An 18,430-nucleotide genomic window follows, 5' to 3' on the forward strand; every position below is an offset into this window, starting at 1 on the left:
AGCGTCGTCGGGGCGGGGGTGGGCAGGGAATTAGCACTCCCTTAACCAACGTGTCCCATCTTGCCGGACATGGTCACCCGTGCGCGCCTCAAATCGATCCTGACCGGCCTTGCCCTCTACACGATGGCCGCCGCGATCGTCGGTTATTTCGGCATCAACGCTTATACCGGCAAATACGGCCTGAACGCGCGCCAGGAACTCGACCAGGAGATCATCGCGCTGACCAGCGAGTTGGCGCAGCTTAAGCGCGAGCGCACCAGGAGCGAGCAGCGGGTGTCGCTGCTCCGCTCGCAAAAGCTCGATCCCGACATGCTGGACGAGCGGGCGCGCTTTCAGCTCGACTACGCCAATCCGCATGATCTGGTTCGGATGAACCCGACGAACTGACGCTTTCCGAAGCTTCCGAAACCGGCGCCGAAACCTCGCGGCGTGGCTGCCATCGCACCGAAATTTGTAGGACCGCGGCCAGATTGCCGCCTTGACGGCAGCGCGGTGACGGGGGCATGGCTTGGCGGAGCGCAGGGTTGCCTAAAGTTGACGCAGATCAACTGGGCCGTGCGGGTACCGCCTAGACTGCTTCCCGGAGGAAACCAGTGATGAATGGGCCAATGTCCCGGCATCACGCGGCCCGCGTCGAGGCCGCCATCACGTCAGGCCAAGCGGCGCGTTCCGCGCTGGTGGCCTCGTGGCGCCGTTCGTCCCGACTGCATCATCTGGATCCTGCCGGCCGCAACCTGCCGCTGCGGCTGAGCGAAGCAGAACTGCGCGAGGCGCGTGAACGCATCGCGCCGCTTCTGGCTGCCGCGCAGGGGGCGATGGACCGGCTCTATCAGGCGGTCGGCGCGGCCGGCTGCTGTGTGCTGCTCGCCGACGGCGAGGGCGTTCCGGTCGATCGTCGCGGCACCCCGGCTGACGACGCGACATTTCAATCCTGGGGCCTGTGGACCGGCGCGCTGTGGAGCGAGGAGCACGAGGGCACCAACGGCATCGGCACCTGCCTCGTCGAGCAGCGGCCGCTGACGATCGACCGCGACCAGCACTTCTTCACCCGCAACACGCTGCTGAGTTGCACGGCCGTTCCGATCTACGACCATGACGGGATGCTTGCCGGTGTGCTCGACGTCTCCTCCTGCCGCGCCGACCGGACTGACGCCTTCTCCAGTCTGATCGCGCTTGCGGCTGGCGAAGCCGCAAAGCGTATCGAAGCCGATCTGTTTCGCCGCGCCTTTGCCCATGCCCGCATCGTGCTGACGCCTGCATCGGACGGCCAATGCAGTGGCCTTGTCGCGGTCGATGCGGATGATCTCGTGATAGGCGCGACCCGGTCCGCCCGGCTGGGACTCGGGATCGCACCCGGGCGTCCGTTGCAGCCGGTGCCTGCGGCCGATCTTCTCGGCGGCGATGCGGCGCACGATCACCTTGCCGGCGGTCAGCGTGCGGTGTTGCAGCGGGCGCTCTTGCGCGCAGGCGGCAATGTTTCGGCCGCCGCCAAGGCCCTCGGCGTCAGCCGCGCCACGCTGCATCGAAAGCTGAAGCGGTTCGATCTGAAGCACTGAGCTTCGATTTTTTTTCTCAATCGTCATTGCGAGCGTAGCGAAGCAATCCAGAATCTTTCCGCAGAGGGACTCTGGATTGCTTCGCTACGCTCGCAATGACGGTGCGGCGCGAGCGCTCTCCTCAGGATGAGGTCGGAATGCGTGGTGGCCGCGTCAGCTGTCGCAGAACTGCGACAGGTCGGTCTGACCATCGCTTCCGCCCGGGCTGACAGAAAAACTCTCCCGCGACATCGTTGGCGCAAGTCGCACAGGCGCAAACGCACGCGACGAATTGCACAAACAGCAACATCGGGAGTGATCAATGAACAAGGTGGAATTCCTCAACGTCACCCAAGTTCCGTTCGCCGCACGCTATGACAATTTCATCGGCGGCAAGTTTGTTGCGCCGATCTCCGGCAAATACTTCGACAATGCCTCGCCGGTGAATGGCCAGATCGTCTGCAAGATCGCGCGCTCCGACCATCAGGACGTCGAGGCCGCGCTCGACGCAGCGCACGCCGCCAAGGCCGCATGGGGACGCACCAGCGTCGCCGAGCGTGCCGCGATCCTGAACAAGATCGCGGACCGCATGGAAGAGAATCTGGAGCGCCTTGCGATTGCCGAGACCTGGGACAACGGCAAGCCGATCCGCGAAACCCGCGCCGCCGACCTGCCGCTCGCGATCGATCACTTCCGCTATTTCGCCGGCGTCGTGCGCGGCCAGGAAGGTTCGATCGGCGAGATCGACCACGACACCATCGCCTACCACTTCCATGAACCGCTCGGCGTGGTCGGTCAGATCATTCCCTGGAATTTCCCGCTGCTGATGGCGTGCTGGAAGCTTGCGCCTGCGCTCGCCGCCGGCAATTGCGTGGTGCTCAAGCCCGCCGAGCAGACACCGGCCTCGATCATGGTCTGGGCCGAGATCGTCGGTGATCTCTTGCCGCCCGGCGTCCTCAACATCGTCAACGGCTTCGGTGTCGAGGCCGGCAAGCCGCTCGCCTCGAGCCCGCGGATCGCCAAGGTCGCCTTCACCGGTGAGACCTCGACGGGCCGCCTGATCATGCAATATGCCAGCCAGAACCTCATTCCCGTCACGCTCGAGCTCGGCGGCAAGTCGCCGAACATCTTCTTCAAGGACGTCACGGCGGAAGATGATGACTTCTTCGACAAGGCGATCGAAGGCTTCGTCATGTTTGCGTTGAACCAGGGCGAGGTCTGCACCTGTCCGAGCCGCGCGCTGGTTCACGAGGACATCTACGACCGCTTCATGGAGCGGGCGCTGAAGCGCGTCGCCGCGATCAAGCAGGGCGATCCGCGCGAGGCCGACACCATGATCGGCGCCCAGGCCTCCGGTGAGCAGCTGGAGAAAATTCTGTCCTATATCGACATCGGCAGGAAAGAAGGCGCGAAGGTCCTGGCCGGCGGCGGGCGCGCGAGCCTGAGCGGCGATCTGGCCGGCGGCTTCTATGTTCAGCCGACCGTGTTCGAGGGCCACAATAAGATGCGGATCTTCCAGGAGGAGATCTTCGGACCCGTGGTTTCGGTCACGACCTTCAAGACCGACGATGAGGCACTCGCGATCGCCAACGACACGCTCTATGGCCTCGGTGCCGGCGTCTGGAGCCGCGATGCCAACCGCTGCTACCGCTTCGGTCGTGCCATCCAGGCGGGCCGGGTCTGGACCAACTGCTACCACGCCTATCCCGCGCACGCGGCGTTCGGCGGCTACAAGCAATCGGGCGTGGGACGCGAGACCCACAAGATGATGCTCGATCACTATCAGCAGACCAAGAACCTCCTGGTCAGCTACAGCCCGAAGAAGCTCGGCTTCTTCTGATCGGCGGAGAGGGCGGCGCAACCTCGCGCCGCCCGTTCCGCCCAATGCGACAAGGCGCGGACGCTCCTTCGCCAATCCGCACATGTCCCCTGCATCTCGGGAGCTTTTGTCTAACCGGCCCGCCGTCATCCATCTGTCAGAGAATTGAGACAAGAAGCGCCGACATTATTCGGTTCGGCCCTTGTGGCATTCGAAGCGATGCTCGCCAAATGACGGAGGCTTGTCATGAAGAACAGTCGTTCACGGCGGAAGACGCGTGCTGGAGCGATGCTGCTCGGCGCGGCGGCCTTGGCGTTCTTCCCGCAATCGATAACCTTCGCACAGACCGGGTCGACTCCCGCCGGCGCCAAGCACTTCCTGACCCTTGACGGAAAGCCGCCACTGATCCTCGGGCATCGCGGCGTGCCGGGGCTGGTGGCTGAAGAGACCGAGGCATCGTATGACCTTGCCGCAGCCCTCGGGACCGACGCGCTCGAAGAGGACCTGCACCTGACCAGGGATTGCGTATTGGTCGCACGTCACAACCCGTGGCTGAGTGACAATACCAACATTGCCGAGGTGGCGAAAACCAATGCGGTGGTTGCGGCCCGCAAGCGCACGGTGCCTGGTGTGAAGGTCAAAGTGAAATGGGCCCAGTCTCCCACCAGCGGGCCTGCTGAATACCTCACTGATCTCACCGATCCGGCCGACCCCAAATCGGTGCTGAAATCGCTGATCGTGGACGGCGAAGATCATGCCAATGATTGGTCGATCACCGACTTCACCATGGCCGAGCTGAAGGACTGGATCGCCGGCACTACCTATGATGCGGCCAACGAAAGGCCGAAGATATTCAACGGCAAGTTCCCGATCATCAGCTTCCAGGACGTCATCGACATCGCCAAGGCCAAGAGCAAGGAGACGGGGCGTCCCATCGCCGTCTATCCGGAAACCAAGAATCCGACCTGGAACAATGCGCAGGCGATCGCAAATGGCTGTGGCGCGCCCGGCAGCCACCCGCTCGAGGATGCCCTGATCAAGATCATCAAGGACAACGGCCTCAATGCGAAGGACGCTCCCATCTTTGTGCAGAGCTTCGAGCCCGGCAGCCTGAAATACATGCGCAGCCATGGCCTGGAGACGCGGCAGGTCCAGCTCATCGATGGCAACGGTATCGACTTCAAGACGGGAAAGGTCCTCCTCAACAACATCACCAATTCGCGTCCGTTCGACTGGACCGTTTCGGGTGACCAACGCTTGTATGATGCGATGCTAACCCCCGAGGGCCTCGCGGAGATCAAGACCTATGCCGACGGCATTGGTCCGTGGAAGGCTTACATCGTTCCGCTCAAGGTCTCTCCCTGGAAGGACAGCAACGCCGATGGCACGCCCTTCAAGGGATCGACGCCTGAGGCATCGACGCAGGAAGCAACCAGCCTCGTTGCCGACGCGCACAAGCTTGGCCTGTTCGTGCATGTCTTCACGTTCCGGAACGAGAAGAAATATCTGGCTGCGGACTATCACGGCGATCCAAGCCTGGAATATCTCAAGTTCTTCCGTCTCGGCGTCGAGGGGGTGTTTACCGACTTCACGCATACCGGAGTTGGCGCCCGCGCAGCCTATCTGCGCGAGCTGGGCTGGTGAGGCCGGCTTCGCGGCGAGCAAATGTTGCCTGATCGGTGGCAAAGATTTTGCAATATTTCGGCCACGTTGCAGTGCGGCATAATGAAAGTCGTGGCATGGCACCCCAGCGCTTTCACACGCGTTTGACTTGGGTTAGAGAGGGCTGAAGTTTTCTCTGACCCGGAATTCCCATGGCCGCACCCAAGAAAGCCGCCGCAAGCGCTCCACAAGACAAGACCAACGGCGGCTCGCCCCCGGAATTCACCAAGGAGCAGGAGCTCAAGGCGCTCCGCGACATGCTCCTGATTCGGCGGTTCGAGGAGAAAGCCGGCCAGCTCTACGGCATGGGTGCGATCGGCGGGTTCTGCCATCTCTATATCGGCCAGGAGGCCGTGGTGGTCGGCATGCAGATGGCCCTGAAAGAGGGCGATCAGGTCATCACCGGCTACCGCGACCACGGCCACATGCTCGCCACCGGCATGGAAGCCAACGGAGTCATGGCCGAGCTCACTGGACGTCGCGGTGGTTATTCCAAGGGCAAGGGCGGCTCCATGCATATGTTCAGCGTGGAGAAGAAGTTTTACGGCGGCCACGGCATCGTCGGCGCCCAGGTCTCGCTCGGCGCCGGGCTCGCCTTCGCCAATCACTATCGCGGCAATGACAACGTCGCCGTCACCTATTTCGGCGACGGCGCGGCCAATCAGGGCCAAGTCTATGAGAGCTTTAACATGGCGGAGCTCTGGAAGCTGCCGGTGATCTTCGTCATCGAGAACAACCGCTACGCCATGGGTACGGCGGTTTCGCGCGCCTCGGCGCAGCAGGATTTTTCCAAGCGCGGTCTCTCCTTCAACATCCCCGGTCATCAGGTCGACGGCATGGACGTCCGCGCGGTGAAGGCCGCCGCCGACGAGGCGGTCGCCTGGTGTCGCGCCGGCAAGGGCCCGGTCATCCTGGAAATGCAGACCTACCGCTATCGCGGCCACTCGATGTCCGATCCCGCAAAATACCGCACGCGCGAGGAGGTCGAGAAGGTCCGTCATGACCAGGACCCGATCGAGCAGGTGCGTAACCGGCTGCTCGCGGCCAAGGTGAGCGAACAGGATCTCAAGGCGATCGATGCCGAGGTTCGCGACATCGTCAACGCCTCTGCCGACTTTGCCCAGCATGACCCCGAGCCGGATGCGTCCGAGCTCTGGACCGACGTTTATCGCTGAACGCGCGCAAGCTTTCTTTTGGAGCCGATATGCCAATTCAAGTGCTGATGCCCGCGCTGTCGCCCACGATGGAAAAGGGCAACCTCGCCAAATGGTTGAAAAAAGAGGGCGAGCAGATCAAGTCGGGTGACGTGATCGCCGAGATCGAGACCGACAAGGCGACCATGGAGGTCGAGGCGACCGACGAGGGGACGCTCGGCAAGATCCTGATCCCCGAAGGCACCGCCGACGTTGCCGTCAACACGCCGATCGCGACGATCCTCGCCGACGGCGAGAGCGCTGCCGATCTTGCGAAGGCGCCCGCACCCGCCAAGCCTGCGGCGGCAGCGCCGCCTGCCGCCGCGAAGGCCGAGGCGCCCCAGCCGAAGTCTGCTGCGCCGCAGGCCGTTGCCGAGCCTGATCCGGAAGTGCCCGCCGGCACCGAGATGGTGACGCAGACCATCCGCGAAGCGCTGCGCGACGCCATGGCCGAGGAGATGCGTCGCGATGCCGACGTCTTCGTGATGGGCGAAGAAGTTGCCGAATATCAGGGCGCCTACAAGGTCACCCAGGGCCTGCTTCAGGAATTCGGCGCCAAGCGCGTGATCGACACGCCGATCACCGAGCACGGCTTTGCCGGTATCGGCGTCGGCGCCGCGATGGCGGGCCTGAAGCCGATCGTCGAGTTCATGACCTTCAACTTCGCCATGCAGGCGATGGACCAGATCATCAACTCCGCCGCCAAGACGCTCTATATGTCCGGTGGCCAAATGGGCTGCTCGATCGTGTTCCGCGGGCCGAACGGCGCTGCCGCACGCGTCGCCGCCCAGCACAGCCAGGATTACTCCTCCTGGTACTCGCATATCCCGGGCCTGAAGGTCGTTGCGCCGTATTCGGCGGCCGACGCCAAGGGCCTGCTGAAGGCCGCGATCCGCGATCCCAATCCGGTGATCTTCCTCGAGAACGAGGTGCTCTATGGCCACACCGGCGAGGTGCCGAAGCTCGACGACTACGTGATCCCGATCGGCAAGGCGCGCATCGTGCGTGCGGGCAGCCACGTCACCATCATCTCCTGGTCGAACGGCATGACCTACGCGCTCAAGGCCGCCGACGAGCTTGCCAAGGACGGCATCGAGGCGGAGGTCATCGACCTGCGCACGCTGCGGCCGATGGACACCGAGACCATCGTCAACTCGGTGAAGAAGACCGGCCGTGCCGTGACGGTGGAGGAGGGCTGGGCGCAGAGCGGCGTCGGCGCCGAGATCGCCGCGCGCATCATGGAGCATGCCTTCGACTATCTCGACGCGCCGGTGACGCGCGTCTCCGGCAAGGACGTGCCGATGCCCTATGCCGCGAACCTGGAGAAGCTCGCGCTGCCCTCGGCGGCTGAAGTGGTCGAGGCCGCCAAAGCCGTCTGCTACAGGTAGACCATGGCAGGCCCGAAGGAGCAGCCATTGCCGCCCGACGTCATCGCCCGCGAGGACGCGGTCGAGATCCTGCGCGTGTTCGTGCTGGACGGCGGGCTGTCGATGGCGTTCCAGCGCGCCTTCGAAGAGCCCGACATGTGGGGCCTGCTGCTTGTCGATCTCGCCCGCCACGCCGCGCGCGCCTATGCTCGCGAGAGCGAATACACCGAGGAAGAGGCGCTGGACCGGATCCTCGAGATGTTCCGGGCCGAGATCGAACGGCCGACCGACACCGGCACCACCACGCCACGCGGGCAGAAGGGGCACTGAGCGTGGCGGTGGAATCCTATCATTACGATTTCATGCTGGAGGCGATCCGCGAGGCGGAGGCTTCGATCGCGCAGGGCGGCCTGCCGATCGGCGCCGTGCTGACGCGCGAGAAGAAGGTCATCGCCCGCGGCCACAACAATCGCGTGCAGGAAAAGAACGTCATCCTGCATGGCGAGATGAGTTGCCTGCGCGACGCCGGCGTGATCTCGTTCCACGACACCGTCATGTACACCACGCTGTCGCCATGCTCGATGTGTGCCGGCGCGCTCGGCCTGTTCAAGGTCTCGCTGGTGGTGATCGGGGAGTCCGTCACGTTCCCGGGCTCCAAGGACATCCTCGACAAGTTCGGCATCCCCTGGATCGATCTTGCCGACGACCGCTCCATCACCATGATGAAGACGTGGCGTTCCAATCCCGCCAATGAGCGCCTGTGGCAGGGCGACATCGGCAACTAAACCTGGTCTGTTCGTCTTTCAGTGTGGGAGACGACATTTTGAGAAGTTCTTCGTGAGGTCAGCATGCCCATCAACATCCTGATGCCAGCTCTCTCGCCGACGATGGAGAAGGGCAACCTCGCCAAGTGGCTGAAGAAAGAGGGCGACAAGGTCAAATCCGGGGACGTCATCGCCGAGATCGAGACCGACAAGGCCACCATGGAGGTCGAGGCCATCGACGAAGGCACGATCGCCAAGATCCTCGTGCCCGAGGGCACGCAGGACGTTGCGGTCAACGATGTCATCGCGGTGCTCGCCGGCGAGGGCGAGGACGTGAAGGCCGCGAGCGCAGGCGCTGCGAAGCCCAGCGCCTCGGCTGCGCCACCGAAAGCCACCGAGGCCCCCGCTGCAGCGCCGGCTGCACCAGCTCCTGCCGCGCCGAAGGCTGCACCGCCTGTCGCCGCACCGGCGCCGCAGGCCGCGGCTCCCGCCGTGCAGGGCAACGGCCAGGGCGGCCGCGTGTTCTCATCGCCGCTGGCGCGCCGTCTCGCCAAGGACGCCGGCATCGAGATTGCGATGGTCACCGGCACTGGCCCGCACGGCCGCGTGGTCGCGCGCGACGTCGAGCAGGCCAAGTCTGGCAAGGGCCTGAAGGCGCCGGCAGCCGCGCCGTCCGCCGGACCTTCGATTGCGCCGACCATGTCGGACAAGCAGATCCTGGCGCTGTTCGAACCTGGCTCCTACGACATCGTCCCGCATGACGGCATGCGTCGCACCATCGCGCAGCGCCTGACCGCGTCGATCCAGAATGTCCCGCACTTCTACCTCACCATCGACTGCGACATCGGCAAACTGCTCGTCGCGCGTGAGGAGATCAACGCGGCGGCTCCGAAGGACAAGGAGAAGAAGCCGCTCTACAAGATCTCGGTCAACGACTTCGTCATCAAGGCGATGGCGGTCGCGCTGCAGAAGATCCCGAACTGCAATGTGAGCTGGACCGAATCCGGCATGGTCAAGCATCACCAATCCGACGTCGGCGTCGCCGTGGCGATGCCGGGCGGCCTGATCACGCCGATCATCCGCAAGGCCGAGACCAAGACGCTCTCGACCATCTCCAACGAGATGAAGGACTTTGCCACGCGCGCCCGCTCGCGCAAGCTGAAGCCGGAGGAGTACCAGGGCGGCACCACCGCGGTGTCGAACCTCGGCATGTTCGGCATCAAGGATTTCACCGCCGTGATCAACCCGCCGCACGCCACCATCCTCGCGGTCGGCACCAGCGAAGAACGCCCGGTTGTGCGCAATGGCAAGATCGAGATCGCGCAGATGATGAGCGTGACCTTGTCTTGCGATCACCGTGCCATCGACGGCGCGCTCGGCGCCGAGCTGATCGGGGCCTTCAAGCAGCTGATCGAAAACCCCGTCATGATGATGGTCTAAGCCGCGGAGCGTGGCGATGCCGCACACCCAAGCCTTTGCTGCTGCCGGTATCGCAGCGCTTGGCGTGGCGTGGTTGATTGCTGTGCAGATGGTGCTGACCTTTCGGACCTCGGACGAGTTTGGGTTGGTCATGGGCGCGATCACAGCCGATCTCGCAATCGGCTTTGCAATTCTGGCGTTCGTCGTCTCGAAGCTCGGGAGCGAGCGCGTGATGACGCTGAGCGTGCTGGGGGTCGCACTTGCCACGCTGATGTTCTCGGGCTGGCCGGTCTGGATGGATGCGGTCGAGGCGCGCTCTAGCAATCCCTATCCGAGCAGCCATCGCGATGCGCAGATCGTGCTCGAATTTCTAGCGCCGTGCCTTGCCGGATTGGTCGTGCTGTGGCGCCTTCTGGTCCGTGCATATCGCAAGGCGCTGGGGCAGGATGCGCGAACGCTGTGGCCCTGGTTCACGATCGGGGCGGGCCTCGTGCTGGTGTTCAATCCGCTCGGCATCGAGGTCGTCGGTTCAGCGATCGCCCCCTCGGCGACTGATTGGCTGGCCAGCCTCTGGCGTTTCGTGGCCGTGGTTGCTGCTGCGGTTCTCGTCGTTCTTGCTGTCATCGAGTTCGCGCTGCGCGCGCGTCGTTTACGTTTACCGGTTCAGGCGGAGGTTTGAGTGGCCGACACGTCTTTCGATATCATCATCATCGGCTCCGGCCCGGGCGGCTATGTCACCGCCATCCGCGCCGCTCAGCTTGGCTTCAAGACCGCGATCGTCGAGAAATCGTATCTCGGCGGCATCTGCCTGAACTGGGGCTGCATTCCGACGAAAGCGCTGCTGCGTTCGGCCGAGATCTACCACTACATGCAGCATGCCAAGGATTACGGTCTGTCGGCGGAGAAGGTGTCGTTCGATCCGAAGGCCGTGGTGCAGCGCTCGCGCGGCGTCTCGAAGCGGCTGAACGACGGCGTCGGCTTCCTGATGAAGAAGAACAAGGTGAGCGTCATCTGGGGCGCCGCTTCGATCGATGCGCCCGGCAAGGTCACCGTGAAGAAGTCCGATGTCGAGGGCCCGAAGGGCGCGCTCGGCGAGGGGACCTACCAGGCAAAGCACATCATCGTCGCGACCGGCGCGCGTCCGCGCGTGCTGCCCGGGCTCGAGCCCGACCCGAAGCTGGTCTGGACCTACTTTGAGGCCATGATCCCGGACCGGATTCCGAAGTCGCTCCTCGTCGTTGGCTCCGGCGCGATCGGCATCGAGTTCGCCTCCTTCTTCCACACCATGGGCTCCGACGTGACCGTGGTCGAGGTGCTGCCGCAGATCCTGCCCGTCGAGGATGCGGAGATCGCAGGGCTTGCGCGAAAGCGCTTCGAGAAGATGGGCATCAAGGTCATGTCCTCGACCAAGGTCACGAAGCTGGAGAAGAAGGCCGACAGCGTCGTCGCCACCATCGACGATGGCAAGGGCAAGCCCATCACCACTGAGTTCGAGCGCGTGATTTCGGCGGTCGGCGTCGTCGGCAACATCGAGAATCTCGGCCTGGAGAAGCTCGGTGTCAAAACCGACCGCGGCTGCATCGTGATCGACGGCTACGGCAAGACCAACGTTCCCGGCATCTATGCCATCGGCGATGTCTCCGGTCCGCCCATGCTCGCTCATAAGGCCGAGCATGAGGGCGTGATCTGCGTCGAAGCGATCAAGGGCATGCATCCGCACGCCATGGACAAGAACATGATTCCGGGCTGCACCTATTGCCATCCGCAGGTCGCGTCCGTCGGTCTGACCGAAGCCAAGGCCAAGGAGAACGGTCGCGAGATCCGCGTCGGCCGCTTCCCCTTCGTCGGCAATGGCAAGGCGATCGCACTCGGCGAGGACCAGGGCCTGGTCAAGGTGATCTTCGACAAGAAGACCGGCCAGCTCCTGGGCGCCCACATGATCGGCGCGGAGGTCACCGAGCTGATCCAGGGCTACGTCGTCGCCATGAACCTGGAGACGACGGAGGAAGAACTGATGCACACGGTCTTCCCACATCCGACCCTGTCGGAAATGATGAAGGAAGCCGTGCTCGATGCCTACGGGCGGGTGCTGAATATTTGACGATTGAGCGGCGGCACCCGCCGACCCGTCATCCTGAGGCGCGAGCTGCGCGGTGCATCGCACCGCGCAGGAAGCTTCGAAGGATGAACGGCCGGGATGCAGCAGCCGGGCCCGTCGCCCTTCGAGGCTTCCGCTTCGCTCCGGCACCTCCAGCGACAATGGCTTCGCCATTGCGCGGGGGTGACGGGACCAAATACTGAAAAGCCCAGAACAACAAGAGGGACAAACCCATGCAAGAAAACGACAACCTCACCACCGAACGCCCGACCTTCGTCACGCATCTCGAATGCGCGATGGAAGGCGACCATTATCCGGCCGATGAGGTCCACAACCTCTCCAAGGCCGGCAAGCCGCTGCTTGTTCGCTACGACCTCACCGGGGTGAAGAAGGCGCTGACCAAGGACGCGCTGAGCCAACGTCCCGCCGACATGTGGCGCTACCGCGAGCTGTTGCCGGTGCGCAAATGCAAGGACATCGTCTCGCTCGGCGAGGTGACCACGCCGCTGATCCGGCTGCCGAAGCTTGGGGCAAAGCTCGGCGGCGGCGAGATCATCGTGAAGGACGAGGGACGCTTGCCGACCGGCTCGTTCAAGGCGCGCGGCCTCGTGATGGCCGTGTCGATGGGCAAGGCGCTTGGCATCAAGCACATGGCGATGCCGACCAACGGCAATGCCGGTGCGGCACTCGCAGCCTATGCGACGGCCTGTGGCATCAAGACCACGATCTTCTGCCCGGCTGATACGCCCGAGGTGAATGTCAGCGAGATCGAGCTCCAGGGCGCGACCGTCTACCGCGTCAACGGCTATATCGACGATTGCGGCAAGATCGTCGGCGAGGGCAAGGCGAAGGTCGGCTGGTTCGACACCTCCACGCTGAAGGAGCCGTACCGGATCGAGGGCAAGAAGACCATGGGCCTCGAACTCGCCGAACAGCTCGGCTGGGACGTGCCCGACGTGATCTTCTATCCGACCGGCGGCGGCACCGGCCTGATTGGCATGTGGAAGGCGTTCGATGAGCTCGAGAGGATTGGGTTCATCGGAAGCAAACGTCCGCGCATGGTCGCGGTGCAGGCGTCCGGTTGCGCGCCGATGGTGCGCGCCTACGAGGCCGGCACCGAGCATGCGACGCGCTGGGAAGACGCCCACACCATCGCCTCCGGCATCCGCGTGCCGCAGGCGATCGGCGATTTCCTGATCCTGCGCGCCGTGCGCGAAAGCAAGGGTTTTGCCATCGCAGTCGACGACGACAAGATCTCGTCCGCGCTGAGCGAAGTCGCGCGCGAGGAGGGGCTCTTGCTGTGCCCCGAGGGCGCCGCCACCTACGCCGCCTATAAGGAAAGCCTCGCCGACGGCCGCGTCAGCAAGAGCGACCGCGTGATGCTGTTCAATTGCGCGACCGGCCTGAAATATCCACTGCCGCCGGTCACCCGCACGCTCGATCGCCACAAGCCGATCGACTATTCGCAGTTCTAGCGCGTCATTTCGTCACGAATGATCCCTCTTCCCGTACGCGGGCAGAGGGCAAAGAATAACGATGACATCGCTGGGGAGAAGGCAATGAAGAAGGCCGTCTGGGCCGGGCTGATCGGGATTCTCGCGTTCACTGGTGTTGCGTTCGCCGACGATTTTCCCTCACATCCCATCACCATCATCGTGCCGTTTGCGGCCGGCGGTCCGTCGGACGCGATGGCGCGGGTGCTGGCGGAGCGGATGCGGGTGACGCTCGGGCAGGCCGTGGTGATCGAGAACGTCACCGGTGCAGGCGGTTCGATCGGCGTCGGCCGTGCGGTGCATTCGTCGCCGGACGGCTACACCATCTCGTTCGGCCATCTCGGCACCCATGTCGCCAACGGCGCCGTCTACAAGCTCAATTACGATCTCGTCGCAGATCTCGAGCCGGTGGTGCTGCTGCCAAGCAACCCGATGATCGTCGTCAGCAAGAACGCGGTGCCCGCGACCTCGCTGAAGGATCTGCTGGCGTGGCTCAAGTCGCGGCCGTCGCCGGCGACCGCCGGCACGGCAGGCGCGGGCTCCGGCAGCCACATCGCCGGCGTCTATTTCGAGAGCGTCACCGGCATCAAGTTGCAATACGTGCCTTATCGCGGCACTGGCCCCGCGCTGAACGATCTCATCGCCGGGCAGATCGACATCATCGTCGACCAGACCTCCAACTCCATCAACCAGGTCCGCGCCGGCACCATCCGCGCCTATGCGATCAGCGATGACAAGCGCCTGTCCTCGGCATCGGAGATTCCGACCGCGGAGGAGGCGGGGCTGAAAGGCTTCAACATGACGCTCTGGTCGGGCATGTGGGTGCCCAAGGGCACGCCGAAGGAGATCGTGACCAAGCTCAACGCCGCGGCCGTGGAAGCGCTGAAGGATCCCGCGGTGAAGAAGCAACTCGAAAGCCAGGGCCTGGAGATGACGCCCAAGGACCTGCTCACTCCCGAAGCCCTCGGCGCGCGTCAGAAAGCCGAGATCGCAAAATGGTGGCCGATCATCAAGGCCGCCAACATCAAGGTGGATTGAGGCGCTTTGCCGCGGCCGCAATGCGAAAGCCGCTTCGCCCTGAGGAGCGGCGAAGGCTCGGCGCGGCCGTATCACATCGTGGCTTCACCGGGCTCGGACAGCGCCGCCTCCAGGCATTGAATCAGGGCCGGTGTGGAAAACGGCTTGGCGAGAAAGCAGATCGCGCCGGCTCTCAGCGCACGCTCGCGCACGGCGTCGTCGGGAAAAGCCGTCATGAAGATGAAGGGCGTGAGGTGCCCGAGGCCGCGCATATGCATCAACAAATCAACGCCGCTCATGACCGCCATCTGCACATCCGCGATCACGCAGGAGGTCGTGTTGAGTTCGGTGGATTGGAGAAATTCGTGAGCGGAGCCAAAGGTGTAGACCGTGTATCCCCGCGACGTCAGGAGGTTGTTCGTCGCAAGGCGAACGGACGGATCATCATCAATGACGGAAACAATCGAAGACACTGACAATATGATCGCTCCTGATCGGGGGAGCCACGGGCCGCGGCGCAGCCGCCCATCGGGAAGGTGGGCCCCCGGAGCGAGATTGGAAAGCATACTTAGGTTTGCAGGTTTCCCCTGACGCGCGGGATTCCGAGCGCGTCGGTCATTCTGACGAGATCGGCCAATGACTTAGCGCCCATTTTTCGCATGATTTGCCCGCGGTAGATTTTCACGGTGATCTCGGCCAATCCGAGCTCGGCGGCGACCTGCTTGTTCATCAGGCCGGATGCGACAAGGCTGAGGACGTCGCGCTGGCGCGCGCTCAGGCTCTCGAAGCGAGACCGCACGCCGGAGACCGACTTCTCCGCATCGCGCCGCTTACGATCCCGTTCGATCGCAGCCTGGACCGCATCCAGCATGTCCTGGTCGCGCACCGGCTTGGTCAGAAAATCGACGGCGCCGCTCTTCATGGCCCTGACGGTCATGGGAATATCGCCATGACCGGTGATGAAGATGATGGGCGTGTGAATATTGGCCTTGGCGAGATCCGCCTGGAGGTCGAGGCCGCTCGAGCCCGGCAGGCGAATATCGAGCACAAGGCAACTGGGGGCCGCCGGCGGCTTGGCCTCCATGATCTCCGCCGCCGAGCCGAAGGCCTCGACCTTAAGGCCGACCGATTGGAAGAGATTGGTGAGCGCTCGGCGCATCGACGGATCGTCATCGACGATCAGGACGATCGGATCATCGGCGCTCGCCTGCGCCTGGGTCGGCTTGGCGTGGTCGGTCACGAGGTGTCCTTGTGCGGCAAGGGCAGGGCGACCTGGAATGTCGCACCGCCGCCGTCATTGGGAAAGGCCGAAAGCCGGCCCGCATGCGCCTCGATGATCGATCGGCAGATCGACAGCCCCATCCCCAGGCCGCCAGATTTAGTAGTGAAGAAAGGTGTGAAGATGCGCTGCGTCACCTCCTTGCCAAGGCCGACACCGCGATCCGTCACGGTGAGGAGCAGGCCGTCGCCGTCTTCGTCCGCCTGGCTGGAGCGGATCGCGAGCTCACGCGGGCGGTCGACATTGGCCTGCATGGCCTCGATGCCGTTCATCACCAGGTTGATCAGCACCTGCTGGAGCTGGATCCGGTCGCCGCAAATCCTGGGCAAGTTGGACGCCAGCTCCATTCGCACCGACACCGCATGGGTTGCGAGCTCGCGCCGAACGAGGGCCACCGCTTCCCTGACGACCTCGTTGATGTCGAGTGAAACTACCTCGATCTCGGTCTTCTTCGCCAGCGCCCTGATCCGGCGGATCACCTCGCTGGCCCGATTGGCGTCCTCGACAATCCATTCAGCTGAACGGCGCGCGGCCTTTTGGTCGGCCGGTTCGCGGTCGAGCCAGCCGATGCAGGCGTCCGCATTGGAGATCACGGCGGCAAGAGGCTGGGTGATTTCATGGGCGATCGAGGCGGTGAGTTCGCCGAGCGTCGTGATGCGCGTGACATGGGCAAGCTCGCCTTGCGCTTTGCGTAGCGCCTCTTCCGCCTGCTCGGCGCGGATCGCCGCCGTCACGTCGCTGCTGACGCCGCGATAGCCGAGAAAATTGCCGTTTCCGTCATGGAAGGGCTTGCCGCTGGTGCGCACATAAATTGGATGTCCGTTGCGATCCCGGCTGTGGTAGACGAGATCGCGGAAGGGAAGGTGGGCATCGAGCGCCGCACGATGCTGCTCCCATTTCTCTGGCTCGAACTCGGCATCAGGCGGAATGTCCCAACGGGACAGGCCGATCAAGCCCGTTGGCGGAGCAGTGGACGTATCGGCGTGTTCCGATATCCGCGTGATGCGGTGATCCGGACCGGTCTCCCAGAACCAGTCCGATGCGGTTTCGGCATAGTCGCGAAACCGCTGCTCCGATGTCTTGAGCTCGTCGAATGCTTTTTGCAGCGCCTCTTTTGCCGCGAACTGCTCGGTGACGTCGATGTGGGTGCCGATGATTTCGATCACCTCGCCGTCGCGGCCTATGACGGGATGTCCTTCCGTATGGACACGTGTGATCGAGCCGTCAGGACGCGCAATCCGAAAGTCGATCTGGAAGGCTTCCTTCTGCCGGACCGCTTCACGTTCCACTTCAGCAATCCGTCGAAAGTCTTCGGGCAGGATTCGTTGCTGGAACGCCCGCGCCGGTACATCGATCTGGTCCGGCTCAAACCCGAATAGGCGGTAGAGCTCGGCCGATCGGTAGGCGAATTCCTGACGATGCACGTCCCATGCCCAGCTGCTCGTATGGCTGAGGCGCTGAGCTTCGGCCAGGTAGGCCTCGCTGCGCCGCAGCCTCTGCTCAGCCTCCTTTGCAACCGTGACATCGGTCACGGCCCCGACAAACTCGATGCGCCCGGATGCGCGTCGTACCGCGCGCGCCACGGAATGGAGATATTTGACGGATCCATCCGGCATCAGCAGGCGATATTCGTGGTCGAAATCCTCAGCTTCGCGGTAAGCCCGATCCAGAGTCCTTCTGACCGTCTCGCGATCTTCCGGATGGATGCGCTGAAAAACGAAGTTGAGGGTCGGCTTCGTCGCCGGGTCACATTGGAAGATGCGAAAGGTCTCCCTTGACCAGACAGCCTCGCCCGTCGCGAGACTCAAGCCGAAGCTGCCGGTGTGACTCAACTCCTGCGCCTGGGCGAGGTAGGCCTCGCTCTGCCGCAGCGCATCCTCCGTCTCCTTGCGCTGGGTGATGTTTTCGCAGGCGACCAGCACGATCGGCGTTCCGTCGCCGCGCAGCATCGCCTTGGCGTTTTCGCGGACCCAGAGTACCGAGCCGTCCTTCCGGATCTTGCGAATCTCCCAGGTGTGCGACTGGTCTAAGGTCTTAAGGCACAACGCGACGCACCGACGGACGGCGTCGTGGTCCTCCTCGAAGAAGACGTTCAGCACCGATTTGCCGATCAGTTCGGCCGCCGTGTAGCCCAGTTGTGCGGCGCCAAATGTATTCACGTTGAGCACCGTTCCGGCCGGATCGACCATGAAGTACATGACCGGATTGTGCTCGAACACCTCGCGCCATTGCTTCACGGCATCGCGCAGATCGGTGTCCTGCCGCAAGTCGTCACTGACCGCGGACCGATTCTTCTCTCCGTTGCCAAATGACCGAAGCGCCGCAAGGCCGCCGAGCAGAAATTGTGCGGCCGAATTCCCAAATTTTGCAATCTGGCCAGGCATCATCGCAAGCGTCCCGGCTCGCTGGCGTCGTGGCGAGTAGAGCACTTTGCAATAACAGGGGCAATTCCCTCCGACCAAAGTAGGATTCCGCGCGAAACTCGCGGTCGCCGTGCAGCTTGCGAGCGTTGCGCCGTCTCGTTGCGCAGGTCGGCGAAGGTCCGGAAAACTACGGGACAAACCTACGTATAGCTCGCGCATCCCTAGTTCTAGCGCGCATTTACCTCCGTACAATTGAGCGAGCCGTTGCGCGAGGACTAGTCTTGCGGCCAATCGAGGAGAGTCGATTGCGGAGCACAAATAGCCGAGAAGCTCCGCGGGCAGACCACAAAGAGCCAAGCTCTGCGTCCGCCGCCCTGACTTGCCGGATGAATTGGCGAGTCACGCTTGAGAAGCCGCATTT

General features: G+C 63.5%; 16 protein-coding genes. 13 read left to right on the plus strand and 3 right to left on the minus strand.

Annotated elements, in window-relative coordinates; all coding sequences use genetic code 11:
• Positions 1 to 69 precede the first annotated feature (69 nt).
• From K289_RS0106455 to K289_RS0106515, 13 genes are all read left to right on the plus strand, one after another.
• Entirely contained in the window at positions 70 to 387 is a 318-nt protein-coding gene (locus K289_RS0106455; protein ID WP_027550744.1) for a septum formation initiator family protein, read from the plus strand.
• Positions 388 to 596: 209 nt separating this feature from the next.
• Positions 597 to 1,556, plus strand: a complete 960-nt coding sequence (locus tag K289_RS0106460) for a GAF domain-containing protein (protein WP_027550745.1) — start codon at positions 597 to 599, stop codon at positions 1,554 to 1,556.
• A 301-nt stretch (positions 1,557 to 1,857) separates the two neighbouring features.
• On the plus strand, positions 1,858 to 3,375 hold the full coding sequence (gene adh / locus K289_RS0106465) for an aldehyde dehydrogenase (RefSeq protein ID WP_027550746.1): 1,518 nt from the start codon (positions 1,858 to 1,860) through the stop codon (positions 3,373 to 3,375).
• Positions 3,376 to 3,600: 225 nt separating this feature from the next.
• Complete coding sequence (locus K289_RS0106470; protein ID WP_051310507.1) at positions 3,601 to 4,998, plus strand: glycerophosphodiester phosphodiesterase family protein; 1,398 nt, start codon at positions 3,601 to 3,603, stop codon at positions 4,996 to 4,998.
• Between the two features lie 170 nt (positions 4,999 to 5,168).
• The gene (gene pdhA, locus K289_RS0106475; RefSeq protein WP_027550748.1) at positions 5,169 to 6,191 is read left to right on the plus strand and encodes a pyruvate dehydrogenase (acetyl-transferring) E1 component subunit alpha; all 1,023 of its coding nucleotides are present in this window, start codon (positions 5,169 to 5,171) and stop codon (positions 6,189 to 6,191) included.
• A 29-nt stretch (positions 6,192 to 6,220) separates the two neighbouring features.
• On the plus strand, positions 6,221 to 7,597 hold the full coding sequence (locus K289_RS0106480) for a pyruvate dehydrogenase complex E1 component subunit beta (RefSeq protein ID WP_027550749.1): 1,377 nt from the start codon (positions 6,221 to 6,223) through the stop codon (positions 7,595 to 7,597).
• Positions 7,598 to 7,600: 3 nt separating this feature from the next.
• A complete protein-coding gene (locus tag K289_RS0106485; RefSeq protein ID WP_027550750.1) occupies positions 7,601 to 7,906 on the plus strand; it encodes a DUF5076 domain-containing protein in 306 nt (101 codons plus the stop codon).
• 2 nt (positions 7,907 to 7,908) lie between these two features.
• Complete coding sequence (locus K289_RS0106490) at positions 7,909 to 8,361, plus strand: nucleoside deaminase (protein ID WP_027550751.1); 453 nt, start codon at positions 7,909 to 7,911, stop codon at positions 8,359 to 8,361.
• Positions 8,362 to 8,424: 63 nt separating this feature from the next.
• On the plus strand, positions 8,425 to 9,780 hold the full coding sequence (locus K289_RS0106495; protein WP_027550752.1) for a pyruvate dehydrogenase complex dihydrolipoamide acetyltransferase: 1,356 nt from the start codon (positions 8,425 to 8,427) through the stop codon (positions 9,778 to 9,780).
• 16 nt (positions 9,781 to 9,796) lie between these two features.
• Positions 9,797 to 10,438: a hypothetical protein gene (locus tag K289_RS0106500; RefSeq protein ID WP_035684016.1), complete on the plus strand. Its 642-nt coding sequence runs from the start codon at positions 9,797 to 9,799 to the stop codon at positions 10,436 to 10,438.
• Positions 10,439 to 11,860, plus strand: a complete 1,422-nt coding sequence (gene lpdA, locus K289_RS0106505) for a dihydrolipoyl dehydrogenase (protein ID WP_027550754.1) — start codon at positions 10,439 to 10,441, stop codon at positions 11,858 to 11,860.
• Positions 11,861 to 12,090: 230 nt separating this feature from the next.
• On the plus strand, positions 12,091 to 13,332 hold the full coding sequence (locus tag K289_RS0106510; protein ID WP_027550755.1) for a threonine synthase: 1,242 nt from the start codon (positions 12,091 to 12,093) through the stop codon (positions 13,330 to 13,332).
• Between the two features lie 84 nt (positions 13,333 to 13,416).
• Entirely contained in the window at positions 13,417 to 14,388 is a 972-nt protein-coding gene (locus K289_RS0106515) for a tripartite tricarboxylate transporter substrate binding protein BugD (protein WP_027550756.1), read from the plus strand.
• Between the two features lie 71 nt (positions 14,389 to 14,459).
• On the opposite strand, the gene K289_RS0106520 is transcribed toward K289_RS0106515, so the two are convergent.
• The 3 genes from K289_RS0106520 to K289_RS0106530 form a co-directional block, all read right to left on the minus strand.
• A complete protein-coding gene (locus K289_RS0106520) occupies positions 14,460 to 14,840 on the minus strand; it encodes a response regulator (RefSeq protein WP_156917827.1) in 381 nt (126 codons plus the stop codon).
• Between the two features lie 95 nt (positions 14,841 to 14,935).
• Complete coding sequence (locus tag K289_RS0106525; protein WP_027550758.1) at positions 14,936 to 15,607, minus strand: response regulator transcription factor; 672 nt, start codon at positions 15,605 to 15,607, stop codon at positions 14,936 to 14,938.
• On the minus strand, positions 15,604 to 18,033 hold the full coding sequence (locus tag K289_RS0106530) for a PAS domain-containing sensor histidine kinase (RefSeq protein WP_027550759.1): 2,430 nt from the start codon (positions 18,031 to 18,033) through the stop codon (positions 15,604 to 15,606). The genes K289_RS0106525 and K289_RS0106530 overlap by 4 nt, the downstream gene beginning before the upstream one ends.
• Positions 18,034 to 18,430: the final 397 nt, after the last annotated feature.

Origin of the sequence: Bradyrhizobium sp. Cp5.3 (assembly GCF_000426265.1) — a bacterium.
Classification (GTDB): domain Bacteria; phylum Pseudomonadota; class Alphaproteobacteria; order Rhizobiales; family Xanthobacteraceae; genus Bradyrhizobium; species Bradyrhizobium neotropicale.

Coding starts and splice junctions, on each gene's coding strand:
- K289_RS0106500 (WP_035684016.1), top strand. CDS start 9,797: ATGCCGCACACCCAAGCCTTTGCTGCTGCCGGTATCGCAGCGCTTGGC.
- K289_RS0106480 (WP_027550749.1), top strand. CDS start 6,221: ATGCCAATTCAAGTGCTGATGCCCGCGCTGTCGCCCACGATGGAAAAG.
- pdhA (WP_027550748.1), top strand. CDS start 5,169: ATGGCCGCACCCAAGAAAGCCGCCGCAAGCGCTCCACAAGACAAGACC.
- K289_RS0106530 (WP_027550759.1), bottom strand. CDS start 18,033: ATGATGCCTGGCCAGATTGCAAAATTTGGGAATTCGGCCGCACAATTT.
- K289_RS0106460 (WP_027550745.1), top strand. CDS start 597: ATGAATGGGCCAATGTCCCGGCATCACGCGGCCCGCGTCGAGGCCGCC.
- K289_RS0106485 (WP_027550750.1), top strand. CDS start 7,601: ATGGCAGGCCCGAAGGAGCAGCCATTGCCGCCCGACGTCATCGCCCGC.
- K289_RS0106515 (WP_027550756.1), top strand. CDS start 13,417: ATGAAGAAGGCCGTCTGGGCCGGGCTGATCGGGATTCTCGCGTTCACT.
- K289_RS0106495 (WP_027550752.1), top strand. CDS start 8,425: ATGCCCATCAACATCCTGATGCCAGCTCTCTCGCCGACGATGGAGAAG.
- adh (WP_027550746.1), top strand. CDS start 1,858: ATGAACAAGGTGGAATTCCTCAACGTCACCCAAGTTCCGTTCGCCGCA.
- K289_RS0106470 (WP_051310507.1), top strand. CDS start 3,601: ATGAAGAACAGTCGTTCACGGCGGAAGACGCGTGCTGGAGCGATGCTG.
- K289_RS0106455 (WP_027550744.1), top strand. CDS start 70: ATGGTCACCCGTGCGCGCCTCAAATCGATCCTGACCGGCCTTGCCCTC.
- K289_RS0106510 (WP_027550755.1), top strand. CDS start 12,091: ATGCAAGAAAACGACAACCTCACCACCGAACGCCCGACCTTCGTCACG.